The sequence below is a fragment of the Isoptericola sp. NPDC056573 genome (genome assembly GCF_042793335.1).
Classification (GTDB): Bacteria; Actinomycetota; Actinomycetes; order Actinomycetales; family Cellulomonadaceae; genus Isoptericola.
The window spans coordinates 88,622-101,702 of record NZ_JBHTUY010000001.1 but is presented as its reverse complement, the minus strand read 5'-3'; the positions used below and the strand labels follow the sequence as shown (position 1 = coordinate 101,702).

Here is a 13,081-nt window from a genome sequence, read left to right as displayed (position 1 = left end):
CACGCAAGGTGGCTCGGGACCCAGGAGCAGGTGAACGAGGGGTGAACAGTGCAGGGCGGCTGGTCACCAGCCGCCGAGATAGCACGAGTTCCGCCGAGGTAGCACGAGTTCCGCCGAGGTAGTTCGGGGCGGCCCGCAGAAGCGTGGGCCGCCCCGAACTACCTCGGCGATCTTCGTGCTACCTCGGCGATCTAGGCAGGCTCGTCCGCGAGCTTGTAGCCCAGGCCGCGGACGGTGAGCAGGAGCTGCGGGGCGCCCGGGTCGGCCTCGATCTTGGACCGGATCCGCTTCACGTGAACGTCGAGCGTCTTCGTGTCGCCCACGTAGTCCGCGCCCCAGACGCGGTCGATGAGCTGACCGCGGGTGAGCACCCGGCCGGCGTTGCGCAGCAGCAGCTCCAGCAGGTCGAACTCCTTGAGCGGCAGCGACACCGCGTCACCGCCCACGGTCACCGTGTGGCGCTCCACGTCCATCCGCACCGGGCCGACCTCGAGCACGGGCTCGCCGTCGTCGTCGTGCCCGTTCGACGACGCCTCGGGGGCCGCCGGGCCGCGCCGGCGCATCACCGCGCGCATGCGGGCCAGCAGCTCGCGGAAGGAGTACGGCTTGGTGACGTAGTCGTCGGCGCCGAGCTCGAGCCCCACGACCTTGTCGATCTCCGAGTCCTTGGCCGTGAGCATGATGACGGGCACGTCGCCGCGCTGCCGCAGCTCCCGGCACACCTCCGTGCCGGACAGGCCGGGCAGCATGAGGTCGAGCAGCACCAGGTCCGCGCCGCCGTCGTCGTAGGCGGCCAGCGCGTCGACCCCGTTCGAAGCCTCCACGACCTCGAACCCCTCGCGGGTGAGCTGATATGTCAGGGGGTCCCGATAGGACTCCTCGTCCTCGACCACCAGGATGCGCGTCACGCACCTACCTCCTCGTCCGTCGTGCCATGGGTGTGCTGGTTGTGCTGATGGGCGTGCTGATGGGCGTGCTGATGGAGGTGCTGCTCGGTCGCCTGACCGGCCTGACCGGGGACGTCCTCGGGGGCGTCCCGCGGGATCTCCTGGGGCACGTCGGCCGCGGGGATGCGCAGGGTGAACGTCGAGCCCTTGCCGGGCTCGGACCAGATCTGCACGTCGCCGCCGTGGTCGGCCGCCACGTGCTTGACGATGCTCAGGCCCAGCCCGGTGCCGCCCGTGTCGCGCGAGCGCGCCGGGTCGACGCGGTAGAAGCGCTCGAACACGCGGTCCTGCTCGTCGGCGGCGATCCCCACGCCCTGGTCGACGACGTCGATCTCGACCAGGCCGCGGCGCACGCGCACCCCCACGCCCACGCGGGTGTTCTCCGGGGAGTAGGCGACGGCGTTGTCGAGCAGGTTGCGCACCGCGGTGACGAGGAGGTTGTGGTCGCCGTACACGAGGACGTCGGACGAGCCGCCGACCGTGATCGCGATGTTCTTCGCCTGCGCGGTGGTGCGGGCGCGGTCCACCGCCTCGGCGACGACGTCGCGCACCGGGATCGTCGTGACCTCCTGCAGTGCGCCCGCGACCTGCAGGCGGGACAGCTCGATGATCTCGTGCACCAGGGCGGACAGGCGCTGCGCCTCCGCCTGCATCCGCTCGGCGAAGCGGCGCACCGCGACCGGGTCGTCCGCGGCGTCCTGCACCGTCTCGGCCAGCAGGGCGAGCGCCCCGACCGGCGTCTTGAGCTCGTGCGAGACGTTGACGACGAAGTCGCGGCGGATGGCCTCGACCCGGCGGGCCTCGGTGCGGTCCTCGGCGAGGACGAGCAGCTTGTCGGGGCCGACCGGCGCGACGCGGACCTGCAGCAGCACCGTGCCCGACCCGATCGGGCCGCGCGGCAGCTCCAGCTCCTTCTCGCGGATCACGCCGTCGCGGCGCACCTCGCGCACCAGGTCGACGATCGCCGGGTGCTGCAGGGCGTCGTTGCGCACCACGCCCAGCGCGTACGCCGGCGGCGACGCCCGCACGACGTCGTCCTCCTCGTCCAGGACCACCGCCGCCGAGCGCAGCACCGCGAGCACGCGGACGAGCCCCTCGTCGAGCTCGGCGGGGGCTGCCTCGGGCGACCGGCGCTGGGCATGCTCGGAGAACCGGAAGGCGAGGGTCGCGACCACGCCCACCACGACTCCGATGATGCCCGCGACGACCGCGGTCACACCCTGGATGATTCCGTCCACGTGGCAAGCGTAGGTCGCGGTGCCCCGGGAATCCGTCGCGGAGCGGAACTGCTCAGCGAGCCGTCGCCCACTGTTCACCTTCGACCCGCCCGGAGTTCACCTGGGCGCCCCCGGCGCGTCCACGGGGCGTGTCAGGCTCGCCGCAGACCTTTTACCCCGAGAGGACAGCGATGCGAGAGATCTTCGAGGCCGAGCTGCGCCAGGTCGGTGACGACCTCATCGAGATGAGCCGGCTCGTCGAGTCGGCCATCCGGCGCGCGGGCGACGCCCTGCTGGAGGCCGACCACCAGCTCGCGCAGGAGGTGATCGCCTCCGACCACGCGATCGACCGGCTCGAGAGCGAGCTCGACGAGCGCTGCGTGCACCTGCTGGCGCAGCAGCAGCCCGTCGCGACCGATCTCCGGGTCGTCATCTCGGCGCTACGCATCAGCGCCTCGCTCGAGCGCATGGGCGACCTCGCCCGGCACGTCGCCGAGATCGCCCGCGGACGGTACCCCGCCCAGGCCGTGCCCGAGCCCGCGCGCGAGACGTTCGTCAAGATGCACGGCGCGGCGGTGCACGTCGCCCAGCGCACGACGGCGCTGCTCGCCACGCGCGACGTCGCGCTCGCCGCCGAGGTGCAGCAGGACGACGACCTCCTCGACGCCCTGCACCAGGACACCTTCGCCGCGACGCTCGACCCCGAGTGGCCCGGCACCACGCAGCAGACGGTCGACGTCACGCTGCTCGGCCGCTACTACGAGCGGTTCGGCGACCACGGCGTCTCCGTCGCGCGTCGCATCACCTTCCTCGTCACCGGCAACTTCGACGACGAGCACGCGCGCGCCGACGCCTGAACCACCCGCGTGCCGCGAGGCAGTGCCGTTCCGGCCGGGGTACCGGACTACCTCGGCGGGATCGGTGCTACCTCGGCGAGGCCGCGGACCAGCGCGACGCGCCGTCGCGCATCCGTCAGGACGTCGACGGCGTCCACCCACTGCTCGACGGCGGCGGGCAGGCCGCGCACGGCATCCCCGGCGGCGCCTCCCAACAGCTCGGGGACGCCGCGCAGGCCGCGGGACGGGCGGTCGAAGAACGCCTCCGTCGCGGGGCCGTCGAGGGCCGGCAGCCCGACCTCGCGCTGGCGCTCGTGCAGCGCGTCGCACGCGGCGCCCAGCGCGGCGTCGCGCTCCTGCCACGTCGTGGCCGCGAGCGCCCGGTCCAGGTGCGGGCCCGCCGTCTGCGCCGACGGCGTGCCCGCGAACGCGGTGCCGAGCCACTTGGGATAGGGCGGCCACCGCCGCTCCAGCAGCAGGCCGAGCCGCAGGAGCGAGCCCGCCAGCCGGGCCGCGAGCACCCTCGAGCCGGCGTCGTCCCCCCGCACCCCGGTGCGTCCGACGAACGGCAGCTCCTGGCCGATCCGCGCCCACTCGGCGGCGAGCACGTGCAGCCACACGTCGTCGGGGTACCAGGCGAGCCGCGCCCGGATCGCGGTCAGCTCTCCGGGACCGTCGTGGAAGACGGCACCGGCGGTCACCTCCAGCACGCTCTGCCCGGTGAGCGCCAGCCAGCCCGCGGCGTCGAGGTCGGTCGTCGGGTCGAGGCCGAGCCGCGACGCCGCGAACCCGCGCGGGGTGGCGACCTCGACACGATGGCGCACCACCGGGTCCCAGGTCGTGGCGAACCGCACCGGCAGGCCCGCGTGCTCGGCCGGCAGCGCGGCCTCCAGGTGGGCGTCGACGGCCGCGACGTCCTCGTCGTCCGCGAGCAGCGTGAGCCGCAGCCCCCAGTCGTGGTCGCGCGACGTCTCGTCGTCGAGCCCGAGCACGTCGGACCCGCTGCCGAGCCGGCCCGCGGCGTACCGGAGGCCGGGCCGCCACGCCACCAGCAGGGGGCGGACGACGTCGTCGTGGAAGGCGCGGGCGAGGCCGGTGCCGGTGGTCGCGGTGGTCACCCGGCCATGCTGCCAGCGGGGACGACGAACCCCCGGGCCCTTGTCCGGGACCCGGGGGTTCGTCGTCAGCGGGCGAGCGTCACTTGCCCTGGTTCGCGACCGCCGCGATGGCGTCCTTCGCGGCTTCGGGGTCGAGGTACGTGCCGCCCGGGTTGGTCGGCTTCAGCGTCTCCTCGTCGAGCTCGTAGACCAGCGGGATGCCGGTGGGGATGTTGAGCCCGGCGATGGTCTGGTCGTCGACGCCGTCGAGGTGCTTGACGATCGCGCGCAGCGAGTTGCCGTGCGCGGCGACGAGGACGGTCTTGCCCGCCTTGAGGTCCGGCACGATCTCGCCGTCCCAGTACGGCAGGGCCCGGTCGAGCACCTGCTTGAGGGCCTCCGCGCGCGGGATGGGCTCGCCGGCGTAGCGCACGTCCGAGTCCTGGGAGAACTCCGAGCCGAGCTCGATCTCGGGCGGCGGCACGTCGTAGGAGCGGCGCCAGAGCATGAACTGCTCCTCGCCGTACTGGTCGCGCACCTGCTTCTTGTCCTTGCCCTGCAGGTCGCCGTAGTGGCGCTCGTTGAGGCGCCAGTTGCGCTTGACCGGGATCCAGTGGCGGTCGGCGGCGTCGAGGGCCAGGTTCGCCGTGTTGATGGCGCGGCGCAGCAGCGACGTGTGCACGACGTCGGGGGTGACGCCCGACTCCTTGAGCAGCTCGCCGCCGCGCGTCGCCTCCGCGGTGCCCTTCTCCGACAGCGGCACGTCCACCCAGCCGGTGAAGAGGTTCTTCGCGTTCCACTCGCTCTCGCCGTGGCGGAGCAGCACGAGGGTGTAGGTCATGGGGTCCATCCTGCCTGCTGGACGCCGGCGCCCGCACCGCGGGTCGGATCCCGGGACGCCGGCGTCCGCACCAGGCATGTCTCAGGAGTCGGCGCGCTCCAGCACGAAGACGGGGATCTGCCGGTCGGTCTTCGTCTGGTAGTCGGCGTAGTCGGGGTACGCGGCGACCGACCGCTCCCACCAGAGCTTCTTCTCGTCGCCGGTGACCTCGCGCGCGACGTACTCGTGCTTCTCCGGGCCGTCCTGCAGCTCGACCCGCGGGTTCGCCAGGACGTTGAAGTACCAGACCGGGTGCTTCGGGGCGCCGCCCAGCGACGCGACGACGGCGTACGCGCCCTCGTGCTCCACGCGCATCAGCGGCGCCTTGCGGAGCGCACCCGTCTTCGCGCCCACGGTCGTGAGGATGACGACGGGCATCCCGCGCATCGTCGTGCCCTTCGTGCCGCCCGAGCTCTCGTACTGCTCGACCTGGTTCGCGGCGCGCGCGGACGGGCTGGGGACGTACTCTCCGGTGATCGGCATGCCCCGTGCAATGCCGCGCCCGGGCGATCCATTCCCGGCCCGCCCGGGGCGGGCTACCGGGCCGCCCGTGCCCCGTGGACCTTCGCCGCCTGGGCGTACACGTCGAGCATCGCCGCGGCGGCGCGGTCCCAGCTGAACCGCTCGCTGGCGCGGCGGGCGCCGGCGGCCAGGCGGGCGCGGCGCTCGTCGTCGGCGAGGAGGTCGCCGAGCTCGCGCGCCCAGGTCCACGGGCTGTGGTCGGGCACGAGGACGCCGGACGACCCGTCCACCACGACCGTCTGGAGCCCGCCCACCGCTGCCGCGACGACGGGGGTGCCCGCCGCCTGCGCCTCGGCGGCGACCAGGCCGAACGACTCGTTGTGCGACGGCACCGCGACGACGTCCGCCGCGCGCAGGTAGTCGACCAGCTCCTCGCGCGGCACCGGCGGCCGCACGTCGAGGTGGTCGGAGACGCCGACCTGGTGGGCCAGCGCCTCGAGCTCGCGCACCGCCGTCGCCCGCCCGCTCGCCCCGCCCAGCACGACGAGCGTCGGCACCCTCGACCCGCCGCCGTCGCACCACGCCTCGGCGCGCGTCGCGTCGTCGGAGCTGGCGTGGTCGGCCAGCACGCCGAGCGCGCGGACCAGCACGTCCGGGCCCTTGAGGAGCTGGACGCGGCCGGCGAACAGCACGATCTTCCGGTCGGTCGGCAGGCCGAGCCGCTCGCGCAGGTCTCGTCGCACGTCGCAGGCGTCCTGGCCCGGGGCCGGGTCCAGCGGGCGGAAGACCTCGAGGTCGACGCCGGGCGCCACGACGTGCACGCGGTCCGGGTCGGCGCGGTACTCCTGCTCGAGGTCGCGGGCCTCCTCGCGGGTCGAGGCGACGAGCCCGTCGGCGGCCTCGACCACCTGCTCCTCCCCCACGATCCGGCCCACGGGCTCCGGCGTGTCCCCGGGGGCGAGCGCCGCGTTCTTCACGCGAGCCATGGTGTGCATGGTGTGCACGAGCGGGACGTCCCAGCGCTCGGCCGCCAGCCAGCCCACCTGCCCCGACAGCCAGTAGTGGCTGTGCACGACGTCGTACCAGTGCGGCGGGCGGTGCGCCTCGGCGCGCAGGACGCCGGCGGTGAAGGCGCAGAGCTGGCCGGGCAGGTCGTTCTTGTCCAGCCCCTCGTACGGGCCGGCGGCCACGTGCACGACGCGGATGCCCGGCTCCACGTCGACCCAGCGCGGCTGCGCGGACGCCGTCGCGCGCGTGAAGATCTCGATCTCCGCCCCCCGGCGGGCCAGGGCGCGGGCCAGCTCCATGACGTAGACGTTCATGCCGCCCGCGTCACCGGTGCCGGGCTGGTCGAGGGGCGAGGTGTGCACCGACAGCATCGCCACCCGCGGCCCGGGCCGCGCGCCGTCGCCGGGGGTGGTCATCAGGACTCCAGCACGCAGGCGGGAGGCGTCGGGAGCGCGTGCCGCGCCACCACCTCGCCCGCGCCCGTCGCAGGGTCGACCCGGACCGTCACGAGCTCGCTGCGGCCCTGCAGCGCGACGACGACCGTCTCGGCGGCCGACCCCGAGCCCTGGGGCGTGGACGACAGGACGGCGTGGTGGCGGGGCCAGGCCCCGTCGCCGAGCGGGACGTCGGCCAGGTGCTCCAGGACGGGCGTGCCGCCGTCCGTCCCCACCGCGAGGACGGCGAGCACGTCCGCGCCCCGGAGGCCGACGTGCAGGCGGGCGCCGTCGGCGCTCAGCGTGACGTGCGCGGGGAAGTCGCGGCCCGGCGCGGCGGCCGGGGAGACGGGGGTGGAGGTCGCGGGGGTCCACCCGTCGCCGTCGCGCACCAGCACGTGCGCGCGGGCGTCGAGCTCGCCGACGACGACGAGCGAGCTGTCCGGCAGCGGGACGAGGTGGCGCGGCCCGGTGCCGGGCGGCAGGACGGCGGCGACGTCGGCCGCGGCGGCCGCGTCCGCGCCCGCGGCCGGGTACCGCCGCACGACGTCGGCGCCGAGGTCGCACACCAGGACGTCCGCCCCGGCCTCCGCCACGAAGTGCGCGTGCGGGCCGGCCTGCCGCTCGACGACGGGCCCGCTGCCCACACCGGGGTGCGCGACGACGCCCTCGGCCGCGAGGTCGCCCGTCGCCGGGTCGACGTCCACCGAGGCGGCGACGCCGTCGCCGTAGTTGGCGACCCACACGGTGTCCCCGAGGGCGAGAACGTGGCACGGGTCGTCACCACCGGACGCGAGCGAGCCCGACGGCGCGAGCCGCGCGCCGTCGTCGCCGTCCTCCACGCGGAACGCCGTGACCGTGCCGGCCGGGGTCTCCCCCACCGCGTAGAGCGTGCGCCCGCTCGGGTGCAGCGCCAGGAACGAGGGCGACGTCGCGGCCACGGCCGGGACCGCCGACCGCACCGCGCCGTCCGTGTCCAGCGCGACCCGCCAGATGCTCTCCCCGCTGCCCGGCCCACCGCCCGGCTGCGGGTAGGTGCCGACCCAGAGCTGCGCCCGCGCGTCCCGTTCCGTCATGGCCTCAGCCTATGACCGCGCGCCGGCCGCCCCGGAACGCGGACGACCCCCGACCGGAGCCCGGTCGGGGGTCGTGCGTGTGCGGGGCGCGACCTTCAGTGCGCGTCCTCGTAGGCCGTGAGGACGGAGCTGGGGATGCGGCCGCGGTCGCTCACCTTGTGGCCGTTCTCGCGGGCCCACTCGCGGATCTTGGCGAGCTGCGCACGGTCGGTGCCGGTGCGACGGGCGGCGCTCCGCGTGCCGCCGCCCAGCCGCGTCGTGGTCTTGCGCCCGTGACCGATCCAGGTGGCGAACGCGTCCCGGAGCTCTGCCGCGTGCTTGGACGTGAGGTCGATCTCGTACGAGACCCCGTCGAGCGCGAAGGTGACGGTCTCGTCGGCGTCGCCCCCGTCGATATCGTCGATCAGGACGATCTGCTGCTTCTGAACCACGTGAATTCCCCTCGGTCACGATATGCGGTCAGAGTGAGAATGCCCCTCGCCTCACCGGATTGTCAATCCGAACGCGCCTCTTTGGAATCAGGAAACCGAAATCAGCGCGATTCCGTTTCCGCGGCAGCCGCGGCGGCGGCCTCTTCGGCATCCATCCTCTCGAGCGCAATCCGCTCGTTCCGGTCCGCGTGCAGGATCTTGCGCATCGCGAGCCAGAACAGCAGGCCCACGCCGACCGACGGGGCGAGCCCGCTCATGATCGCGAGAAAAGTGTCCACGAGTCGACTTTCGTTCAGGCCGTCGGCTTGACGAGCGGGAAAAGGATGGTCTCGCGGATTCCGAGACCGGTGAGCGCCATGAGGAGCCGGTCGACGCCCATGCCCATGCCGCCCGACGGCGGCATCGCGTGCTCCATGGCGGTGAGGAAGTCCTCGTCGAGCGCCATCGCCTCGTCGTCGCCCGCGGCGGCGAGGCGCGCCTGGTCCTCGAAGCGCTGCCGCTGCACGACCGGGTCCACGAGCTCGGAGTACCCCGTGGCCAGCTCGAAGCCGCGCACGTACAGGTCCCACTTCTCGACGACGCCGGGGATCGTGCGGTGCGCGCGCACCAGCGGCGACGTCTCGACCGGGAAGTCGCGCACGAACGTCGGCGCGTAGAGGTCGTCGCCCACGTGGTGCTCCCACAGCTCCTCGACGAGCTTGCCGTGGTTCGTCTTCTTCGGGTCCACCGAGATCTCGGCCTTCTCGGCGAGAGCCAGGAGATGGTCGACGGTCGTCCCGGGCGTGATCTCCTCGCCGATCGCCTCCGAGAGGGATCCGTACATCGTGATCTGCGCCCATTCGCCGCCGAGGTCGTACTCCTCGCCGTCCGGAAGGGTCACCGTCGTGGTGCCGAGAACGTCGAGAGCGGCCTTCTGCACGAGATCCTGGGTGAGTGCGCCGATCGTGTTGTAGTCGCCGTACGCCTCGTATGCCTCGAGCATCGCGAACTCCGGCGAGTGCGTCGAGTCCGCGCCCTCGTTACGGAAGTTACGGTTGATCTCGAAAACCTTCTCGATACCGCCGACGACCGCGCGCTTGAGGAAGAGCTCCGGCGCGATGCGCAGGAAGAGGTCGATGTCGTACGCGTTCATGTGCGTGCGGTACGGGCGGGCCGACGCGCCGGACGCGATGGTCTGGAGCATCGGCGTCTCGATCTCGAGGAACCCGCGGTCGTGGAAGTTGTCACGCATCGAGCGGACGACGCCGGCGCGGGTGCGGACCATCTCGCGGGCCGCCGGCCGCGCGATGAGGTCGACGTACCGCTGCCGGACCCGCGCCTCCTCCGACAGGTCCTTGTGCAGCACCGGCAGCGGCCGCAGTGCCTTGGCCGCCAGCGCCCAGGTGTCGGCGAACACGCTCAGCTCGCCGCGCCGGGAGGAGCCCACCCGGCCGTGCACGAACAGGTGGTCGCCCAGGTCGACGTCGGTCTTGAACGACGCCAGCGACTCCTCGCCGACCTCCTTGAGGCTGAGCATCGCCTGCAGGCGACGCCCCTCGCCGTCCTGCAGCGTGACGAAGCACAGCTTGCCCGTGTTGCGCAGGAACACGACGCGGCCGGCCACCCCCACGACGTCGTCGGTCTCCTGGCCCGCCTCCAGGTGCTCGTATCCGGCCCGCACCTCGGCGATCGAGTGGGTGACCGGCAGGCTCACCGGGTAGGGCTCCACGCCCTGCTCCAGCAGCCGGTCGCGCTTCTCCCGGCGCACGCGCATCTGCTCCGGGAGGTCGTCGGCGGGCACGGCGGGGTCAGGGTTCTGCGCGGAGGTCACCCGTCGATTCTACGGGCGACGCGCGTCACACCCGCCCGGCGGGGTCGGACGGGGTCAGGACGCCCCGGGCCGAGATCATGCGCGCAGGTCGAGCGCCAGGTCGAGGATCGGGGCGGAGTGCGTGAGCGCGCCGACGGACAGGTAGTCCACACCGGTGCCGGCGACCTCGCGGGCGCGGTCGAGGGTGAGGTTGCCTGTGGCCTCGAGCTCGACGTGCTCGGGCACCCCGTCGCGGCCCTGCCGCTCGCGCACCGCGACGACGGTCGCGGCGAGGACCGGCGTGGGCATGTTGTCGAGCAGCAGGAAGTCCGCGCCGGCGTCGAGCGCCTCCATCGCCTGGTCCGTGGTGTCGGCCTCGACCTGGACCAGCACGTCGGGGAAGGTGCGGCGGACGGCGTCGATCGCGCCGCGCACCGACCCCGCCGCGACGACGTGGTTGTCCTTGACCATCGCGACGTCGTGCAGGCCCATGCGCTTGTTGGTGCCGCCGCCCGCACGCACGGCGTACTTCTCCAGGGCGCGCAGGCCCGGCGTCGTCTTGCGCGTGTCGAGCACCTGGGCGCCGGTGCCGGCGAGCTCGCGCGACCAGGCCGCCGTGGCCGTCGCGACGCCCGACGCGCGGGACGCGAGGTTGAGCAGCGTCCGCTCCGCGACGAGCAGCACCTGCACGGGGCCCGCGAGCGACGCGAGCACCTGCCCCGGCGCGACGGCGTCGCCGTCCTGCGCGTGGAACGTCACGGCGGGGGCCGGGAGGCCGAGGCGGCCGGCGACCTGCCGCAGCACCTCCCCCACGACGACGAGCCCTGCGACCGTGCCCGCCGACCGGGCGACGAGGTCCGCGGTGCCCGTGGCCGACGTCGGCACCGTGGCCTGCGTCGTCACGTCGCGGCCCGGCGCGGCGCCGAGGTCCTCGTCCAGCGCGGCCCCGACGACACGGGCGACCCACGCGGCGTCCAGCCCCGGCTCGACGGCGGACGGCTGGTCGTGCACGGGCAGGTCAGGCTGGTTCGGGTCGGGGCGCACGTCGGTCACGCTGCGCAACGCTACCGCCCGCGAGGTCGCGCCCCACCCGCCGAGGTAGTTCGCGGACTACCTCGGCGGGACCCGAACTACCTCGGCAGGTTCCGGACTACCTCGCGGAGAAGGGGGCTACCTCGGCAGGTTCCGGACCACCTCGCGGAGGGTGCCGGCCTCGTCGAGGGCGAGCGTGACGCGCCGCCGCCAGGCCGGGTCGGGCGCGGGGAAGTCGGTCCGGAAGTGGCCGCCGCGCGACTCCTCGCGCACCCGGGCGGCGTGCACCAGCGCGCTGGCGACCTGGTGCACGGTGGTGGTCTCCCACTCGGCGACCTGCGGGTCGGCGACGACGTCGGCGGCCCGGTGGGCGTCGGTCCGGACCGCGGCCAGCACCTGTGCCGCGCGCTCCAGCGACTCCGCCGCCCGCACCGGCCCGGCGCCGTCCGACGTCGCCCGCTGCACGCGCGAGCGGGCCGCCGCCGCGACGAGCGCCGCCCCGCCGGGGCGTTCCTCCGGCTCGGGGGCCCGACGCGGCCCGCCGTCCTCGACCTGCCGCACGACGTCGCGCGCGGCGCGGTGCGCGAAGACCAGGCCCTCGAGCAGCGAGTTGGACGCGAGCCGGTTGGCGCCGTGCACGCCCGTGCACGCCACCTCCCCGACCGCGTACAGGCCGGGCACCGAGGAGCGGCCGCGCGGGTCGGTCACGACGCCGCCCGAGTGATAGTGCTGCGCGGGCGCCACCGGCACGGGCTCCTCGGTCCAGTCGATGCCCTGGTCCAGCAGGCGGGCCGTGATGGTCGGGAACCGGCGGCGCAGGAAGTCCGCCCCGAGGCGGCGGGCATCCAGCAGCACGTGGTCGGCGTTCGTCGCGGCCATCCGCCGCACGATGGCGTGCGCGACGACGTCCCGCGGCGCCAGCTCGGCCAGCTCGTGCTCGGCGGGCATGAAGCGGGACCCGTCGACGTCGAGCAGCAGCGCGCCCTCGCCGCGCACCGCCTCGCTGATGAGCGGCAGCTGCCCCTTGGCCCCCATGCCCTGCCACAGGACCGTCGGGTGGAACTGGACGAACTCCAGGTCGCCCACGGCGGCGCCCGCGCGCAGCGCCGCGGCGATGCCGTCCCCGGTCGCGCCGGGCGGGTTGGTCGACGAGCGGAACACCTGCCCGATGCCGCCCGTCGCGAGCACCACCACGGGCGCGAGCGCGGCCCCCACGCCGTCGCGGCTTCCGGCGCCGCGCACGTGCAGCGTGACCCCGGCGACGGACCGGCGCCCGTCCGGGCCCGGTGCGCCGGTGAGGACGTCGAGCACGAGCGCGTTCTCGAGCACCTCGATGCCCGGGTCGTCGCGCACCGCCTCGATCTGCGCGATCAGCGCGCGGGAGATCTCGGCGCCCGTCGCGTCGCCGCCGGCGTGCGCGATGCGGTCCGCGCGGTGCCCGCCCTCGCGGGTGAGGGCGATGCCGCCGTCCGGGCCGACGTCGAACGACGTGCCGCGCGCGACGAGCTCGCGCACCCGGTCCGGCCCCTCCGTGACGAGCACCCGGACGGCGTCCGGGTCGCTCAGGCCGCCCCCGGCGGCGAGCGTGTCCGTGAGGTGGGCGTCGGGGGTGTCGTCCGGGTGCAGCGCCGCGGCGATGCCGCCCTGCGCCCACACCGTGGAGCCGGACGACAGCGCGCCCTTGGTCACCAGCAGCACCCGCGGCACGCGCGAGCGCAGCTCCAGCGCCGCGGTCAGGCCGGCGATGCCGGTGCCGACGACGATCGCGTCGGCGGACGTGGTCCAGCCGGGGGCGGGGGCGGCGAGGGCGCGGGCGAGCCGCGGCCCGTTCACCGGGCGAGCGCCCTGGTCGGGATCCCGGCCGTGGCCCCG

The 13,081-nt window shown here is 74.5% G+C and carries 13 protein-coding genes; 1 reads left to right on the top strand and 12 read right to left on the bottom strand.

Features of this window, described 5'->3' with window-relative positions:
* Positions 1-191 precede the first annotated feature (191 nt).
* Positions 192-908, bottom strand: coding sequence for a response regulator (locus ACFQ8E_RS00490; RefSeq protein ID WP_430548603.1), 717 nt, complete (start codon positions 906-908; stop codon positions 192-194).
* Positions 905-2,185 (bottom strand): sensor histidine kinase, encoded by a 1,281-nt coding sequence (locus tag ACFQ8E_RS00485; RefSeq protein WP_430548602.1) that lies wholly within the window; start codon positions 2,183-2,185, stop codon positions 905-907. The genes ACFQ8E_RS00490 and ACFQ8E_RS00485 overlap by 4 nt, the downstream gene beginning before the upstream one ends.
* Positions 2,186-2,355: 170 nt before the next feature.
* On the opposite strand from ACFQ8E_RS00485, the gene phoU reads away from it, so the two are divergent.
* Positions 2,356-3,021 carry a phosphate signaling complex protein PhoU gene (phoU, locus tag ACFQ8E_RS00480; protein WP_430548601.1) on the top strand — a complete coding sequence of 222 codons (666 nt, stop codon included), beginning with the start codon at positions 2,356-2,358 and terminating at the stop codon, positions 3,019-3,021.
* Positions 3,022-3,068: 47 nt separating this feature from the next.
* Here phoU and ACFQ8E_RS00475 read toward each other — a convergent pair whose 3' ends face one another.
* The 10 genes from ACFQ8E_RS00475 to ACFQ8E_RS00430 all read right to left on the bottom strand — a co-directional run bounded on the left by ACFQ8E_RS00475 (position 3,069) and on the right by ACFQ8E_RS00430 (position 13,042).
* Positions 3,069-4,118, bottom strand: coding sequence for a DUF4037 domain-containing protein (locus ACFQ8E_RS00475; protein WP_430548600.1), 1,050 nt, complete (start codon positions 4,116-4,118; stop codon positions 3,069-3,071).
* Positions 4,119-4,197: 79 nt separating this feature from the next.
* Entirely contained in the window at positions 4,198-4,938 is a 741-nt protein-coding gene (locus tag ACFQ8E_RS00470; protein WP_430548599.1) for a phosphoglyceromutase, read from the bottom strand.
* An 81-nt stretch (positions 4,939-5,019) separates the two neighbouring features.
* Positions 5,020-5,460 carry a nitroreductase family deazaflavin-dependent oxidoreductase gene (locus ACFQ8E_RS00465; protein WP_430548598.1) on the bottom strand — a complete coding sequence of 147 codons (441 nt, stop codon included), beginning with the start codon at positions 5,458-5,460 and terminating at the stop codon, positions 5,020-5,022.
* A gap of 53 nt (positions 5,461-5,513) precedes the next feature.
* Positions 5,514-6,863, bottom strand: a complete 1,350-nt coding sequence (mshA, locus tag ACFQ8E_RS00460) for a D-inositol-3-phosphate glycosyltransferase (RefSeq protein WP_430548597.1) — start codon at positions 6,861-6,863, stop codon at positions 5,514-5,516.
* Entirely contained in the window at positions 6,863-7,957 is a 1,095-nt protein-coding gene (locus tag ACFQ8E_RS00455; protein ID WP_430548596.1) for a lactonase family protein, read from the bottom strand. The genes mshA and ACFQ8E_RS00455 overlap by 1 nt, the downstream gene beginning before the upstream one ends.
* 95 nt (positions 7,958-8,052) lie before the next feature.
* Positions 8,053-8,388, bottom strand: coding sequence for an Lsr2 family protein (locus ACFQ8E_RS00450; RefSeq protein ID WP_430548595.1), 336 nt, complete (start codon positions 8,386-8,388; stop codon positions 8,053-8,055).
* A gap of 101 nt (positions 8,389-8,489) precedes the next feature.
* Positions 8,490-8,666, bottom strand: a complete 177-nt coding sequence (locus ACFQ8E_RS00445) for a hypothetical protein (protein ID WP_430548594.1) — start codon at positions 8,664-8,666, stop codon at positions 8,490-8,492.
* Positions 8,667-8,680: 14 nt separating this feature from the next.
* Positions 8,681-10,141, bottom strand: coding sequence for a lysine--tRNA ligase (gene lysS, locus ACFQ8E_RS00440; protein WP_430549027.1), 1,461 nt, complete (start codon positions 10,139-10,141; stop codon positions 8,681-8,683).
* Positions 10,142-10,273: 132 nt separating this feature from the next.
* The gene (gene nadC / locus ACFQ8E_RS00435; RefSeq protein ID WP_430549026.1) at positions 10,274-11,221 is read right to left on the bottom strand and encodes a carboxylating nicotinate-nucleotide diphosphorylase; all 948 of its coding nucleotides are present in this window, start codon (positions 11,219-11,221) and stop codon (positions 10,274-10,276) included.
* 126 nt (positions 11,222-11,347) lie between these two features.
* A complete protein-coding gene (locus ACFQ8E_RS00430; protein ID WP_430548593.1) occupies positions 11,348-13,042 on the bottom strand; it encodes an L-aspartate oxidase in 1,695 nt (564 codons plus the stop codon).
* Between the last annotated feature and the right edge of the window lie 39 nt (positions 13,043-13,081).

What these genes read in the sequence shown, in the direction of transcription:
- phoU (WP_430548601.1), top strand. Translation starts at nt 2,356, where the DNA reads ATGCGAGAGATCTTCGAGGCCGAGCTGCGCCAGGTCGGTGACGACCTC.
- ACFQ8E_RS00470 (WP_430548599.1), bottom strand. Translation starts at nt 4,938, where the DNA reads ATGACCTACACCCTCGTGCTGCTCCGCCACGGCGAGAGCGAGTGGAAC.
- ACFQ8E_RS00465 (WP_430548598.1), bottom strand. Translation starts at nt 5,460, where the DNA reads ATGCCGATCACCGGAGAGTACGTCCCCAGCCCGTCCGCGCGCGCCGCG.
- mshA (WP_430548597.1), bottom strand. Translation starts at nt 6,863, where the DNA reads ATGACCACCCCCGGCGACGGCGCGCGGCCCGGGCCGCGGGTGGCGATG.
- ACFQ8E_RS00455 (WP_430548596.1), bottom strand. Translation starts at nt 7,957, where the DNA reads ATGACGGAACGGGACGCGCGGGCGCAGCTCTGGGTCGGCACCTACCCG.
- lysS (WP_430549027.1), bottom strand. Translation starts at nt 10,141, where the DNA reads ATGCGCGTGCGCCGGGAGAAGCGCGACCGGCTGCTGGAGCAGGGCGTG.